This is a genomic window from uncultured Selenomonas sp., assembly GCF_963528755.1.
In the GTDB taxonomy this organism is placed as follows: domain Bacteria; phylum Bacillota; class Negativicutes; order Selenomonadales; family Selenomonadaceae; genus Selenomonas.
On the sequence record NZ_CAURXA010000005.1, the window covers coordinates 41,285 to 55,789 of the forward strand.

General features: G+C 58.4%; 15 protein-coding genes. 14 read left to right on the forward strand and 1 reads right to left on the reverse strand.

Going from position 1 to position 14,505, the window contains the following annotated elements:
• Positions 1-48: 48 nt before the first annotated feature.
• The 9 genes from tilS to RWS31_RS07060 all read left to right on the forward strand — a co-directional run bounded on the left by tilS (position 49) and on the right by RWS31_RS07060 (position 10,528).
• A complete protein-coding gene (gene tilS, locus RWS31_RS07020; RefSeq protein WP_314597038.1) occupies positions 49-1,554 on the forward strand; it encodes a tRNA lysidine(34) synthetase TilS in 1,506 nt (501 codons plus the stop codon).
• Positions 1,520-2,059, forward strand: coding sequence for a hypoxanthine phosphoribosyltransferase (gene hpt, locus RWS31_RS07025; protein ID WP_294177088.1), 540 nt, complete (start codon positions 1,520-1,522; stop codon positions 2,057-2,059). Before tilS ends, hpt begins: the two co-directional genes overlap by 35 nt.
• A gap of 220 nt (positions 2,060-2,279) precedes the next feature.
• A complete protein-coding gene (ftsH, locus tag RWS31_RS07030) occupies positions 2,280-4,271 on the forward strand; it encodes an ATP-dependent zinc metalloprotease FtsH (RefSeq protein ID WP_314597041.1) in 1,992 nt (663 codons plus the stop codon).
• A gap of 80 nt (positions 4,272-4,351) precedes the next feature.
• The gene (locus RWS31_RS07035) at positions 4,352-5,338 is read left to right on the forward strand and encodes a biotin--[acetyl-CoA-carboxylase] ligase (protein ID WP_314597043.1); all 987 of its coding nucleotides are present in this window, start codon (positions 4,352-4,354) and stop codon (positions 5,336-5,338) included.
• A 54-nt stretch (positions 5,339-5,392) separates the two neighbouring features.
• The gene (locus tag RWS31_RS07040) at positions 5,393-6,163 is read left to right on the forward strand and encodes a type III pantothenate kinase (RefSeq protein ID WP_314597045.1); all 771 of its coding nucleotides are present in this window, start codon (positions 5,393-5,395) and stop codon (positions 6,161-6,163) included.
• On the forward strand, positions 6,160-7,116 hold the full coding sequence (gene dusB / locus RWS31_RS07045; protein ID WP_314597047.1) for a tRNA dihydrouridine synthase DusB: 957 nt from the start codon (positions 6,160-6,162) through the stop codon (positions 7,114-7,116). Before RWS31_RS07040 ends, dusB begins: the two co-directional genes overlap by 4 nt.
• A 20-nt stretch (positions 7,117-7,136) precedes the next feature.
• Entirely contained in the window at positions 7,137-8,534 is a 1,398-nt protein-coding gene (locus RWS31_RS07050; protein WP_314597048.1) for an aminopeptidase, read from the forward strand.
• Positions 8,535-8,540: 6 nt separating this feature from the next.
• Positions 8,541-9,710, forward strand: coding sequence for a cation diffusion facilitator family transporter (locus RWS31_RS07055; protein ID WP_314597049.1), 1,170 nt, complete (start codon positions 8,541-8,543; stop codon positions 9,708-9,710).
• 188 nt (positions 9,711-9,898) lie between these two features.
• Complete coding sequence (locus tag RWS31_RS07060; protein WP_009645735.1) at positions 9,899-10,528, forward strand: hypothetical protein; 630 nt, start codon at positions 9,899-9,901, stop codon at positions 10,526-10,528.
• A gap of 104 nt (positions 10,529-10,632) precedes the next feature.
• Here the strand turns inward: RWS31_RS07060 and deoD are convergent, their stop codons facing one another.
• Complete coding sequence (gene deoD / locus RWS31_RS07065; RefSeq protein WP_314597050.1) at positions 10,633-11,346, reverse strand: purine-nucleoside phosphorylase; 714 nt, start codon at positions 11,344-11,346, stop codon at positions 10,633-10,635.
• A gap of 198 nt (positions 11,347-11,544) precedes the next feature.
• Between deoD and RWS31_RS07070 the strand changes: the two genes are divergently transcribed.
• The 5 genes from RWS31_RS07070 to tatC all read left to right on the forward strand — a co-directional run bounded on the left by RWS31_RS07070 (position 11,545) and on the right by tatC (position 14,495).
• Positions 11,545-11,976, forward strand: coding sequence for an Rrf2 family transcriptional regulator (locus RWS31_RS07070; protein WP_009645666.1), 432 nt, complete (start codon positions 11,545-11,547; stop codon positions 11,974-11,976).
• 91 nt (positions 11,977-12,067) lie between these two features.
• Complete coding sequence (locus RWS31_RS07075; protein WP_314597053.1) at positions 12,068-13,042, forward strand: polyprenyl synthetase family protein; 975 nt, start codon at positions 12,068-12,070, stop codon at positions 13,040-13,042.
• A 56-nt stretch (positions 13,043-13,098) separates the two neighbouring features.
• Positions 13,099-13,419, forward strand: coding sequence for a twin-arginine translocase TatA/TatE family subunit (gene tatA / locus RWS31_RS07080; protein ID WP_314597055.1), 321 nt, complete (start codon positions 13,099-13,101; stop codon positions 13,417-13,419).
• A gap of 3 nt (positions 13,420-13,422) precedes the next feature.
• Positions 13,423-13,626, forward strand: a complete 204-nt coding sequence (locus tag RWS31_RS07085; protein ID WP_006192925.1) for a twin-arginine translocase TatA/TatE family subunit — start codon at positions 13,423-13,425, stop codon at positions 13,624-13,626.
• On the forward strand, positions 13,623-14,495 hold the full coding sequence (gene tatC / locus RWS31_RS07090; protein ID WP_314597060.1) for a twin-arginine translocase subunit TatC: 873 nt from the start codon (positions 13,623-13,625) through the stop codon (positions 14,493-14,495). Before RWS31_RS07085 ends, tatC begins: the two co-directional genes overlap by 4 nt.
• The last annotated feature ends 10 nt before the right edge of the window (positions 14,496-14,505 follow it).

The window sequence follows — 14,505 nt, forward strand, 5'->3', positions numbered from 1 at the left end:
GGAAGAGTCGTGCAGAGCTTGCCGGACGGCGGCAGATGGGGGAATCTCATGCTGAATAAGGTTTTGGCTTTTTGCGAGGAGCATGGACTTCTGGCGCATGGCTCTTCCATCGTGGTCGCCGTCTCAGGCGGCGCAGACTCGATGGCGCTGCTCGATCTGCTGCTGCATCTGCAGGAGCGGCTGGCGCTTTCCGTGCATGTCGCGCATTTCGAGCACGGCATTCGCGGCGAGGCGTCGCGTGAAGATGCGCATTATGTAGCCGCGTTCTGCCGTGCGAAGGGCGTTGCTTGCAGCGTGGAGGCGGCGGATGTGCCGCAGTATGCGAAAGAGCGCAGGATGTCGCTGGAAACGGCGGCACGCGAACTGCGCTACGCTTTTTTGCGTCGTGTAAAGGCGCATGTAGGTGCTCAGGCGATCGCTGTCGCGCATCATGCGGACGATCAGGCGGAGACAGTGCTGCAGCATATCCTGCGCGGCGCGGGGCTGCACGGCCTCGTGGGCATGAGGTCGCGCACGGGCGATGTCGTACGTCCCCTGCTTGCCTGTAGGAAGGAGGAGCTTGTCGCTTACTGCGCGGCGCATGGCATCGAGGTGCGCCACGACGCGACGAACGATGCGGCGGATGCGCGGCGCAACTATCTGCGGCTGGAGATCCTGCCGCGTCTCGCCGCGCATGTCAACGCGTCGGCGGGTGCGGCGCTCGTGCGCCTCGCGGAAGCCGCCCGCGCAGACGACGTGCTGCTCGATGAGATGGCGCACGCGGCTTTTTCGCGCGTCGTCTGCAGCGAGGGGCAGGCAGCGGGCGCGACGCACGAGAAATGTCTTACACTTTCGCGCACGGCGTTTCGCGCCGAACCGCTCGCCTTGCAGCGACGCATCGTGCGTCTTGCTGCGCGCGCCTTCGTTGATGAATCGCACGATTGGGGCTGGCGGCAGGTCGAGCAAGTGCGCCGCATGATGGTGGAAGGAAGGGGCGGCCTCTCGTGGGACTTGCCTGGTCGCGTGCGCTTTTTCCTCGATGGAAAAAGGGGCGTCTTTCTTGTCGACGCGCTTCGTACTGCCCATAAGGATGGCGGTGCAGGAGGCAGGTCGGCTTCCACGCGCAGAACGGCGGACGGCATGGCGGAGAGCGCGCTTTTGAGCGGCGTGCCGCTTCGAGCGCCTGGTGTGACGCATCTGCCCGCGCTTGGTGTTTCACTTATCGTGGATTTCCCCCGTGAGCGCGCGCGGACGGACGGGCGCACGGAAGTCTATATGCCCTCTCGCGTCCTTGCTGCAGCCGTCGTGCGCACGCGCCGCGCGGGCGACCGCGTGCGCCTTCCTTGCGGCACGAAGAAGCTCAAAGATTTCTTCATTGACGAGCATGTGCCGCGCACCGCGCGCGATCACGTGCCGCTCGTCGTCTGTGAGGGGGAGGTTGTCTGGGCGGTAGGCGTGCGGCGTTTTTCGTCCGCGCTGGTGAAGGAAGATGAATCGATGGTACGGCTGCGAGCCGTCTTTGAAGAAGGAGCATACGATCATGCACAACGATTTGGAGAAGATTCTTTTCGATGAGGCGCAGCTCGCCGAGATGGTGGAGCGGCTTGGGCGCGAGATCACGCGCGATTATGCGGGCGAGGAGATCTACGCTGTCGGCATTCTGAAGGGCGCCGTGCTCTTCTACGCCGACCTCGTGCGCGCCATTGATCTGCCCGTGACGCTCGATTTCATGCAGCTTTCGAGTTATGGAAGCGGTACGAGTTCGACGGGCGATGTGCAGATTCTCCTCGACCTCGCGAAGAGCGTCGCGGGGCGCAACATCCTGCTCATCGAAGACATTGTGGATTCGGGGCTTTCCATGCACTATCTGATGGAGAACTTCCGCCATCGAAAGGCGAAGAGCGTCAAGCTCTGCTCGCTTTTGAGCAAGCCGTCTCGGCGCAAGGTCGATGTGAAAGTCGACTACTGCGGTGCGGAAGTGCCCGACGCCTTCCTCGTTGGCTATGGGCTTGACTACGATCAAAAGTACAGAAACCTGCCGTACCTTGGCATTCTGAAGCCTGAAATCTACAGCAAATGAGACGGCGTGCGCCTTCTGTGAAATATTCGAATATCGTGCGAAAGGGTTTGTATAACACCTGTTTTAATGCTATAATGAAACGCTGTAGAGGTTTTTTGTTGTGTGAGCCAAGAGGCACTTTCGTCGCCTTTTGCTGAAACATGATATGGGGATTTTGGTGAAATGCCGTGACTTTCCGGCTTTTTCTTAAAGCATTGTTTTGGAACAGGAGGATGACCGATTGAATAAACTTTTTCGCAGTGTGGTGTTTTATCTGCTGATCATCTTGATCGCCATCTCCGCGATTGACTACTTTCAGACGCGTGAGGTGGTGACGAACGAGGTCAACTATTCGGATTTTCTGCAGCAGGTGCAAAATGGCGAGGTCGCGAAGGTCACGCTGGAGCACAACGTCGTCAAGGGCACGCTCACGGACGGCACGGAGTTTTTGACGATCACGCCCGATGCGCCGAATCAGGATACGAACTTCCTCAAGACTCTGCAGGAGAAGAACGTCGAGATCAAGGCGGAGCGCCCGGCGGAAACGCCGTGGTGGTCGACGATGTTCTCTTCGATCCTGCCGATCCTTCTGTTGATCGGCGTCTGGTTCTTCATCATGCAGCAGACGCAGGGCGGCGGAGGCCGCGTGATGTCTTTTGGCAAGAGCCGTGCGCGCATGACGGCGAGCGACAAGATGAAGGTCACGTTCGAGGATGTGGCGGGCGCCGATGAGGCGAAGCAGGAGCTTGAGGAGGTCGTTGAATTCCTCAAGCATCCGAAGAAGTTCAACGACCTCGGCGCACGCATCCCGAAGGGCGTGTTGCTCTACGGCCCCCCGGGCACGGGCAAGACGCTGCTCGCACGCGCCGTCGCAGGCGAGGCGGGCGTGCCGTTCTTCACGATCAGTGGCTCGGATTTCGTTGAGATGTTCGTCGGCGTCGGCGCTTCGCGCGTGCGCGATCTCTTCGATCAGGCGAAGAAGAACGCGCCGTGCATTGTATTCATTGACGAGATTGATGCCGTCGGCCGCCAGCGCGGTGCAGGCGTCGGCGGTGGTCACGATGAGCGCGAGCAGACGCTCAATCAGCTGCTCGTCGAGATGGATGGTTTCGCGGCCAATGAAGGCATCATCATCATGGCGGCGACGAACCGTCCCGATATCCTTGATCCCGCGCTTCTGCGCCCCGGCCGCTTCGACCGCCAGATCGTCGTTGACAAGCCCGATGTGCGCGGCAGGCTCGCGATCCTGAAGGTTCACTCGAAGGGCAAGCCTCTGACGAGTGATGTCGATCTCGACATCCTCGCGCGGCGCACGCCAGGCTTCACGGGCGCAGATCTGTCGAACCTCGTCAACGAGGCGGCGCTCTTGACAGCGCGGCGCGACAAGAAGCGCATCGGCATGAACGAGCTGGAAGAGTCCATCGAGCGCGTCATGGCGGGGCCGGAGCGCCGTTCGAAGGTCATGACGGACAAGGAGAAGGAACTGACGGCGTATCACGAGGGCGGTCATACGCTCGTCGGCATGCTCCTGCCGAATGCTGATCCCGTGCACAAGGTCACGATCATTCCGCGCGGCAGGGCGGGCGGCTACACGCTGATGCTGCCCAAGGAGGATCGCTCCTACGCGACGCGCTCGGAACTCATGGACAAGCTCAAGGTCGCGATGGGCGGACGCGTCGCCGAAGAGGTCGTCTTGAAGGAGATCTCGACGGGCGCTTCGCAGGACATCCAGCATGCGTCGCGCATCGTGCGCAGCATGATCACGCAGTACGGCATGAGCGACGTCCTGGGGCCGATTTCCTACGGCGAGAGTGCCGAGCATCAGGTGTTCTTGGGACGCGATCTCAATCATCAGAGGAACTACTCGGAAGAGGTCGCGAGCGAGATCGACAAGGAGGTGCGCCGCTACATCGACGAGGCGTACGAGGCATGCCGCAAGATCATTATCGACAATCGCGACAAGCTCGACCTCATCGCACAAGCTCTGATCGAGCGTGAAACACTTGAAGCTTCAGAACTCGAGGAACTCGTCGAGACGGGAAAGATCACGGAAAAGGACAAGAAGCTTGATGTGGATGCGGACGAACCCGACGATCACGACGGCGTGATCCTTGAGCCGCTGCATCGTCCTGCGAACGCCGAGCTTAAAAAGCCGGTGGAAGAGGCGGCGGAGGAAGAAGTGGAAGTGAAGGAAGTTGCGCCCAAACTCAATGTGACGCGGCATGACGGATAGGAGAAGTCGGGAAGACACCCGCACTTCAAAGGCAGAGGGCTGTTTCCAGGAAACAGCCCTTTTCGTCAGGAGGGATGAATTTGCGCTCCAGGATTTTAGAGCTTTTGCGTAAGGCGGGCGAAGAGTACATGTCAGGCGAAGAGATTGCCAAGAGGCTCGGCGTTTCGCGCACCGCCGTCTGGAAGCACATCAAGGAGCTTCGTGAGGCAGGCTATGGGATTAAGAGTCGGTCGAGAAGCGGCTACGCCTTGGAGGAGACGCCCGACTGCCTGCTGCCTGGGGAAATTAAAAACGGCCTTAGGACACGCTTCATCGCCAAGGACATCGTCTTTTTTGAAGAGATCGATTCGACGAATCAGGTGGCGAAGCAGCTCGCGCAAAAGGGTGCAGCGGCGGGCACCGTCGTCGTGGCGGAGTCGCAGGGCAAGGGGCGCGGACGCTTGGAGCGTTCATACTTCTCGCCTGCGGGAAAGGGCATCTGGTTTTCGGTGATCCTGCGCCCGCACATCCTGCCGCAGGAAGCGCCGAAGTGTACGCTTCTTGCCGCCGTCGCTGTGGCGATGGCGATGAAGCGGTTTGGCCTCAAGGCGGAGATCAAGTGGCCGAACGACATCCTGCACGATGGGAAAAAACTCACGGGCATCCTGACGGAGATGAGCGCCGAGATCGACCGCATCAATTACATCGTCATCGGCACGGGCATCAATGTCAATATTGAGGAGGAGGAGTTCCCTGAGGAATTGCGCGACAAGGCGACGTCGCTTTCCATCATGAAGGGGGAGAAACTGCCGCGCGTCGCCTTCTTCCAAGCGGTTCTCGAAGCGCTCGACGAGCTTTGCATCGTACTGGAAGAAGACGGATTCGCGCCCATCATCGCGCGCTGGCGCGAGTATGCTGTGACGCTCGGACAGGAGGTTCATGTCATCGGCGCCATAGGCAAGGACAGTTTCGACGGCAGAGCGGTCGACATCGACGAAGAGGGTGCGCTGCTCGTCGAGACGGAGGGCGGTGTGCGCCGCGTGCTCGCGGGTGACGTGTCGATTCGCCCGAAGAAGGCGAGATCATGAAGGATGTGCCTTTTCTAGCCTGCCTAGGGGCAGTGCAGTCTGGGAGGATGGAGAATGTTACTTGTTTTTGACATTGGAAACAGCAATATCGTGATGGGCACCTACGAGGGGAAGAAGCTCCTGCGCCATTGGCGCATCTCGACGGACAGGCAGAAGACGGGCGACGAGTATGGCATGCTCATCAACAACCTCTTCGCGTATCAGAACATCCGCATGGAGCAGGTGAGGGCGATCATCATATCGTCCGTCGTGCCGCCTTTGATGGTGCCGATGATCAAGATGTGCGAGCGCTACTTCCACATCCATCCGCTCGTCGTGGGGCCGGGCATCAAGACGGGCTTTCGCATTTCCTATGAGAATCCGCGCGAGATCGGCGCCGACCGCATCGTTAACGTCGCGGGCGCTTTTGAGCAGTACGGCGGACCCTTGATTGTCATCGATATTGGCACGGCGACGACCTTCGACGTCGTCGCGCCGAACGGTGACTTCCTCGGTGGCGTCATCGCGCCGGGACTGTCGAGTTCTGCGGACGCGCTCTTCCAGCGTGCTGCGAAATTGCCGCGCATCGAGCTGGTGACGCCGAAGCGTATCATCAGCCGCAACACGGTCAGCGGTATGCAGGCTGGCATCATCTACGGCTACGTCGGGCAGATCGACGAGATTGTGCGCCGCATGAAGAAGGAGATGGGCTACGACGAGATCAAGGTCGTCGCGACGGGCGGCTACGCACGCATGGTTTCACGCGAATCGAAGACGATCGACAAGATCGATCATTTCCTGACGCTCACGGGACTTCGCGTCCTCTATGAGAGGAACGCCGAATGAGGCTCGGCAGGCTCGATTTTCCCGTACCCGTCTTTCTCGCACCGATGGCCGGCGTGACGGACATGGCGTACCGCATCCTCGTTCACGAGATGGGCTGCCCGCTCGTCTACACGGAGATGGTCAGCACGAATGGTATCAACTACCGAAACGAGCGCACGCTCAAGATGCTTCATACCGATCCGCGCGAGCGACCTCTGGCCATGCAGCTTTTCGGCAATGAGCCGGAAGCCGTGGCGCGTGCCGCCGCCTATGTCGAGAGCCTCGGCGTTGCCGACGTCATCGACTTCAACATGGGCTGTCCCGCGCCGAAGATCGTCAAGAACGGCGAGGGTTCAGCGCTGCTCCTCGATCCTGTGCGTGCCGAGCGCATCTTGAAGGCATTGAAGCGCGCTGTCAGTCTGCCCGTGACGGTGAAGATCCGAAAGGGCTGGGATGCGGCGCACGTCAACGCGGTGGAGATCGCCGCGCGCGCCGAAGCGGTGGGTGTGGACGCCATCGCCGTACACGGCAGAACGCGCGAGCAGTTCTACAGCGGCGAGGCAGACTGGGCGATCATCCGCGCCGTGAAGGAGCGCGTCGCCATTCCCGTCATCGCGAACGGCGATGTCCGAAGCGTCGTCGATCTCGTGCGCATCTTCGAGGTGACGGACGCCGACGGCGTGATGGTCGGCAGGGCCGCGCAGGGAAATCCGTGGCTCTTTCGTGAGATGGCGGGCTTCTTGCGTACGGGCGAGGTTGCTGCGCCTCCGACGGCCTCCGAGCGGCGTGCGCTCATCCTGCGTCACCTCGACATGCTGCTCGAAACGAAGGGCGACTACGTCGGGCCGCGCGAGATGCGAAAGCATGCGACGTGGTATACGCGCGGCATGAAGAACAGTGCACGTCTTAGAGAGCTCTTCAATCGCGCGGAAACGAGAGCGGATTTCGCCGCAATCTTGGAAAATTTGGCATAAGGCTATAGAAAGGTGATATTATGGCAGAAACGAAGGACAAGAAGAAGGAACTGCCTTGGAGTGCGTACTCCGAGGCTGAGAAAAAGGAGCTTGAGACACTTTCCAAAGGCTACATCGAGTTTTTGACGAAGTGCAAGACGGAGCGCGAGAGCGTGCGCGAGATCATCCGGCAGGCGCAGGCGGCAGGCTACGAGGATCTTGAAGAAATCGTGCGTTCCGGAAGGAAGATCACACCCGGCGCGAAGGTCTATTGCGCCTACATGAAGAAGGCGATCGCGCTCTTTCATGTAGGCACGGAGCCGCTGGAAAACGGCCTGGCGATTCTCGGTGCACACATCGACACGTGCCGCCTCGATGTCAAGCAGAACCCGCTCTATGAGGACGGCGGTCTCGCCTACCTCGACACGCATTATTACGGCGGCATCAAGAAGTATCAGTGGGTCACGGTTCCCCTCGCGCTGCACGGCGTCGTCGCCAAGAAGGACGGCACGGTGCAGGACATCGTCATCGGCGAAGAGGCTTCCGAGCCGACCTTCTGCGTGACCGATCTTCTCGTGCACCTGTCGCAGGAGCAGCTCAAGAAGTCGGCGGACAAGGTCGTCGAAGGCGAGAAGCTCGATGTGCTCGTCGGCACGTTGCCGCTTGCGGGCGAGGAAAAGGAGGCTGTGCAGAAGAACGTGCTTCATCTGCTGCAGGAAAAGTACGGCATCGAAGAAGACGACTTCCTGTCAGCGGAGCTTTCCTTCGTACCCGCAGGTGCGGCTCGCGAGATGGGCTTCGACCGCAGCATGATCCTCGGCTATGGGCAGGATGACCGCGTGTGCTCCTACACATCGCTCGCTGCCATGCTTGAGACGAAGCCCTCGAAGCGCACGGCGTGCTGCCTGCTCGTCGACAAGGAGGAGATCGGCAGCGTTGGTGCGACTGGCATGCGCTCGCACTTCTTCGAGAACATGCTTGCCGAACTCATGAATGCGCTCGGCCAATATTCGGAACTTGCCGTGCGCCGTGCGCTCGCTTCGTCCAAGATGCTCTCGTCCGATGTTTCCTCGGGCTATGACGCGCTCTACGCCGAGGCCTTCGACAAGCGCAACGTCGCCTATCTCGGGCGCGGCATGGTCTTCAATAAGTTTACGGGTTCGCGCGGCAAGTCCGGCTCGAACGACGCGAATGCCGAATATCTGGGCGAACTTCGCGCCATGCTCGATGCGCGCGGCGTGCGCTACCAGTCCGCCGAACTCGGCAAGGTCGATCTCGGCGGCGGCGGCACGATCGCTTACATCATGGCGCTCTACGGTATGCAGGTCATCGACAGCGGCGTCGCGGTGCTCTCGATGCATGCGCCGTGGGAAGTCACGAGCAAGGTTGACGTCTACGAAGTGAAGAAAGGGTACGCCGCGTTTCTCGCGGAGGCATAAAGCGGCATGTACGAAGTTCTTTTCCGCCGTTTCGTCAAGAACCATGACAAGACGGCATTGCCCGAGGTGCGCTTTGCCTACGGGAATCTGAGCGGCCGCGTCGGCATAGCAGTCAATTTCCTCCTCAGCGCCATCAAACTTGCGCTCGGCCTCATGAGTGGTGCCGTCTCCGTCGTCGCCGACGCCGTGCACAACCTCGCCGATGCAGCGGCGTCCATTGCGACGCTCCTGGGCTTTCGTCTCGCGGCGAAGCCGGCGGATGCCGAGCATCCCTTTGGGCACGGCAGGGTCGAGTACATTGCGGGCTTCTGCATCGCGGGGCTGATCCTCCTGATCGGCTTCAAGCTATTGGAAGCTTCCGTAGAGAAGATCCTCGCGCCCGAACCGCCCGAGGTGAGCGTTTCGATGCTCGTGATCCTCACGGCGTCCATCGCGCTGCAGCTCTGGCTTGGCCGCTTCAACAAGACGATCGGCGAGCGCATTGGCTCGGCGGCAATCCGTGCGGCGGCGGCGGACAGTCTGAACGACTGCATCGCGACCGTCGTCGTCGTCGCCAGCCTCGCGTTCCATTATGCGACGGGAATCGACATCGACGGCTGGGCGGGCGTCCTCGTCGCGCTCTTCATTTTGCACAGTGGCTGGGAGGCGGCGCGCGACACGCTGCAGCCGCTCCTCGGGCAGCCGCCCGATCCCGCGCTCGTTGAGGGAATCGAGAAGACGGTGCTCAAGCACCGCGCGATCACGGGCGTGCATGACATCATCATCCACGACTACGGCCCAGGGCGCATCTTCGCTTCGGTACATGCCGAGGTGCCCGCCTCGATGGACTTCCTCAAAGCGCACGAGATCATCGACGGAGTTGAAGAACTTCTGCGCAGGAAGTATCATATCATCGTGACCGTCCACATGGATCCCGTCGTCACGGACGATCCTGAGGTTGAGCGTGCGCGTGCAGAGGTGGAGGCCATCATGCGCGAGAACAAGCTGGGTGAATCCATCCATGACTTTCGCATGACGACGGCAAAGGGCGGCGGCAAGAAACTCATCTTTGATGTTGAAGTTGCTCCCGCATGCAAGATGACGAACGAAGATGTGCGTTTTTTCCTCACACGGGCAATTGAGGAACGTCATCCAATCTATCATCCTGTGATTCGCGTCGACCGCTTCTTCTGTTGAACAAAGTCCCTTCCTTCAGGAACCGCTGATAAATTCAGCCGCCCATCTTCACGAATCTGGGCGATTTCGTCTTATCATCGTTTCCTTAAAATTTGGGTAGTTTAGGCAAAGAAGCAGGAGTTTAAGCCTTGGTGAAGAATAAAAATATTTGATGTAGGCAATAATTTTGAAATCAGGAGGCAGAAAACATGAAAAAATTCCTTGCTGCTGCGCTTTTCGCGTGTTCGCTCTTCTTGGCGACGCCGCAGGCGCACGCATATTCCGAACTGGATCTCCTTGAGGGGAACTGGTACGACGACAACGGCAATCTCTTTGCCATCGTGCGCGACGGCAGGCTCAATACCTTCCGCATGGATATGATCACGATGGCGGGCAGCCCCGGCAATTTTGCTGCAGCCGTGCAGGTGCAGGAACCGAACGGCTTCCGCAACGTGCCAGTCGAATATTCCAATGCGGCGGCAAACGACAAGGAGAAGAACAACCCGTTCTTCCGCCCGACGGTACACTTGAACGGCGTCAACGTCCACAAGGAATGGTTCCAAGTGCCCGACAGCGCCTATGATTACCTTGATGGTCATTGGTACGACGCTGACAATAACCTCGTCGCCTTTTTCCGCAATGGGACGTTCAACACCTATCCGATGACGTTCCTGAGTTTCTATGGTGTAGGAAACCACTTCGACAGCATCTTCAAGATCAACGACCACGGTACGGAGAAATACTTCGCACTGTCTCTGCATCCGACGACTGCCGGCATGAGAATCTCCATCCGCATGCTGGGCGTCAATGATTGGTCGTATGCCTCTTTGCATCAGTAAGCTGCATACACAAAACCGTCCGCCTTTTGAACATGGCGGACGGTTTTGGTTGCATGAGAGCGAAAAGAAACCGCACAGCATGTTGCCGTGCGGTTTCTTTGTTTTCATTCCTTGAGGATGCTTTCCAAGGCAAGCTCGATCATGTCGTTGAAGGAGCGTTCGCGCTCTTCGGGCGTTGCACGCGCTTCGTCGCAGGTGATGTGGTCGCTGACCGTGAAGATGCCGAGCGCCTGCACGCCGAATTTGGCTGCGATCAGGTAGAGCGCCGCCGTTTCCATCTCGGCGGCGAGCACGCCGTAGCTGAGGAGTTTGGCGAAGTCGATCTCGTCGTCGTAGAAGCGATCCTGCGACAGCACGTTGCCGACGCGCACGGGCAGATGTTTTTCGCGCGCATGGTGTACGGCACTTTCCAACAGCGAGAAATCGGCGAGCGGTGCGAAGTTGACGGATGCGCCGAAGATGTTTTTCGGCATGGAAGAATCCGTCGTCGTTCCCTGCGCGATGACGACATCGCGGATGTGGAGATCCTTGGCGAGTGCACCGCAGCTGCCGACGCGGATGAGCTTCTTTACACCGTAGACGTTGATCAGCTCATGCACATAGATGGCGATGGACGGCATGCCCATGCCCGTCCCCTGCACGGAAACGGGCATGCCCTTGTAGCTTCCCGTATAGCCGAGCACGTTGCGCACATGCGAGTATTCTTTAGCCTCCGTGAGAAAGTTTTCAGCGATGTACTTCGCACGCAGGGGATCGCCAGGCAGCAGGATGCGCTCGGCAATATCGCCGACTTCAGCGGAGTTGTGTGGTGTTGGCATGATGGACTCCTCCTTGGAATGGTATTCATAAGAATATTATAAGGGATGCACAGGAATTTGCAAGGGAGACAGCGAGAAGAAAATGCGCTATAATAGAACGTGCATAAACATATCATATAGGAACGATATACAAGAAAGTCCTGAGTTTATCCGTGCTTCCACGAGAAACGCAGGAAAAATCCAAGCGGAGGAAAAGAAATGAAGATTTCTACGAGAGGGCGATATGCGCTGCGGCTCATGATGGATATCGCCATGAACGGGCAGAACGAGCCTGTACGCATCAAGGATATTGCGCGAAGGCAGGAGATTTCGGAAAAGTATCTGGAGCAGATTGTCTCCGTGCTGAACAAGGCGGGCTTTGTCAAGAGCAGCCGCGGACCGCAGGGCGGTTATCGCTTGATGCGTTCACCGCAGGAATATACGGCGGGCAGCATCCTGCATTTAATTGAGGGCAGTCTCGCTCCCGTTGCCTGTATGGATATGGAGGAGAATGACTGTCCAAGGCACGAACGATGTGCAACGCTTCTTCTGTGGCAAAAGCTGCATGAGGCAATGAAGGACGTCATTGATCATGTCTCGCTTGCCGATCTCATCGAGAAGCAAAGGGAACTCGATGAAAAAATCGATTAGCACTGCTCCAAAAAGAAAATTCATGACAAAAATGCTTGAATGGTGTACACTTATGAGAGCATTATGAAATTGTAGGCATGTAGGTGATGGGATGTTCATCCATTCGATGTTTCTCTTGATAAAGAAAGATCTTGCCTTGCTTGAAGAAGAGCTTCTGCAGGCGGTCGTCTCGCCTGTAGATCGCATCACGGAGATCGGCACGCATCTTGTGAAGTCCGGCGGCAAGAGGCTGCGCCCTGCGCTCTTTTTGCTTGCGGCACGCTCCAGCAAGGATTTTGACGCGAAAAAAATGATGCCGCTCGCCGTTGCACTCGAACTGATCCACATGGCGTCGCTCGTCCATGACGATGTGCTCGATCATGCCGATACACGGCGCGGCGCGGTGACGGCAAATGCCATGTGGGGCAATCAACAGGCGATTCTCTCGGGCGACTACTTCTTCGCGAGAGCGTTTCTTCTCATCGTTGAGAACGGCTTCGGCGAGCGCGTTTCGAGGCGTATCGCGCAGCTCATCATGGATCTGAGCTCGGGCGAGATCATCCAGAACAAGGAACTTTATCGCGCCTCGCGTGATGTCGAGGAGTATTATGAGCGCATAGCGAAAAAGACGGCGAATTTCCTCGCCATCTGCTGCGAACTTGGCGCCATCGCGACGAATCTCGGCGCGGAGGCGGAACGGGGGCTTCATGCCTACGGCAAGTACGTCGGTATGGCGTTCCAGATCACGGACGACCTTCTCGACCTGACCTCGAACGAAAAGAAGATCGGCAAGCCTGCGGGCAACGACATCCATGAGGGTATCGTGACTTTGCCCGTGATTCGTGCGCTTGAGGTCAGCTCCGAGCGCGAAGAACTTCTTTCCATCGTGACGAATCCTTCGATGACGCGCGAAGACGTCGAGCGTGCACTCGCCATCGTGCGTGCCTCTGACGGCATCGAATATGCGCGTGCCAAGGTGCGTGAGTTCCTGATCGAGGCGAAGGAGGCTCTGCCTGTCACTCTGCCCGACAAGGTGCGTGATACCTTCTGCAAGGCGGCGGACTATATCGCGAAGCGCGAATCGTAAGTTTTGCTTGAAGTATGCAAGTTCTGCTTTGTGCAGTTCTTTAAGGGGGAAAAGCTATGTTTAATTTGGGCTTTCCTGAGCTCATCCTCATTCTCATCATTGCGCTCGTGGTATTCGGCCCGGGCAAATTGCCCGAGATCGGCCGTGCCGTTGGCAAGGGTCTCAGCGAGTTCAAAAAGGCGACGAACAATCTGATGTCCGACGTGAATAAGCCGATCGAAAGCGCCGCGCCGCCGAGTGTGCAGCAGCCGCCGATGCAGACGATTGCCGAACCGCCGGCGGGGCAGCAGCCGCTTGCACCCGAGCCGATGAATGGGGCGCAGACGACTGCCGCAGAAGGCGATGCAGCGAAGAAGCAGGAAAGCGAGGGGAGATAGAAAATGCTGAGCCTTTATGAGCTTGGAGCCATCCTCCTCGTCGCACTCATCATTTTCGGCCCGCGCAAACTGCCTGAGATCGGCAAGGCGCTCGGCAGGAGCGTGAAGGAGTTCAAGGAAGGCAAGGACGAGGTCGAAAAGAGCACCGTCGACGTCACGCCCGAGTCGTCGACGCTTGCTAAAAAAGATGAGAAGAGCGAAAAATGACGTACGAAAAGCATGAGCAGCCGCAAGGCTTGAACGATGGACAGGCAGGGGCAGGGCACGAGCCGCAGATCCAGCAGCCGTCCGAGCCGCCGATCCAGCAGATGCACGAGCCGTCGATGCAGCAGCTGTCTGAGCCGCGAGAACAAGCGGGGCAGCAGGCGCCGGAGGAGCGCAGGGACGGCAGCATGTCCATCATCGCGCATCTCGAAGAACTGCGGAAGCGGCTGATCTATTCGATTGTCGCCGTCGCCGTTGGCAGCGGCGTCGCCTACTTCTACATCGACGAGATCATGCGCTGCTTGACGGCGCCTGCGGGAAAACTCTACTACATGCAGCCGGCAGAGGCGTTCTTCACCTATCTGAAGATTGCGGTCTTTGGCGGCTTTTTGCTCGCTCTGCCCATCATCTTTTATGAGATTTGGCGCTTCATCCTGCCGGCTTTGACCGTGCGCGAGAGAAAGGCGCTTCTCCTCATCGTGCCGCTTTCCGTCGTGCTCTTCGTCGTTGGCATCGTCTTTTCTTTCACCCTTGTGTTGCCCGCCGCCATCCGCTTCTTCATAGGCTTCGGCACGGACAATCTGGAGCCGCTTTTTTCCTTAGGCAAGTACCTTGACTTCGTGCTGGCGTTCATCCTGCCTTTCGGCTGCATCTTTGAACTGCCGCTCATCATCGTGGTTCTCGCGAAGCTCGGGTTCGTCGGCTCTGCCTTTCTCTGGAAGCAGCAGCGCATCGTGGTGTTTCTGTCTTTCGTCATCGGCGCTGTCATTTCCCCGACGCCCGATGTTTTTTCTCAGACGATGATCGCCGTGCCCATGATCCTCCTCTATGAGATCAGCTACGTCATCGTTCGGTTCGTTTTGCGCAAATAAGGAGGAATAT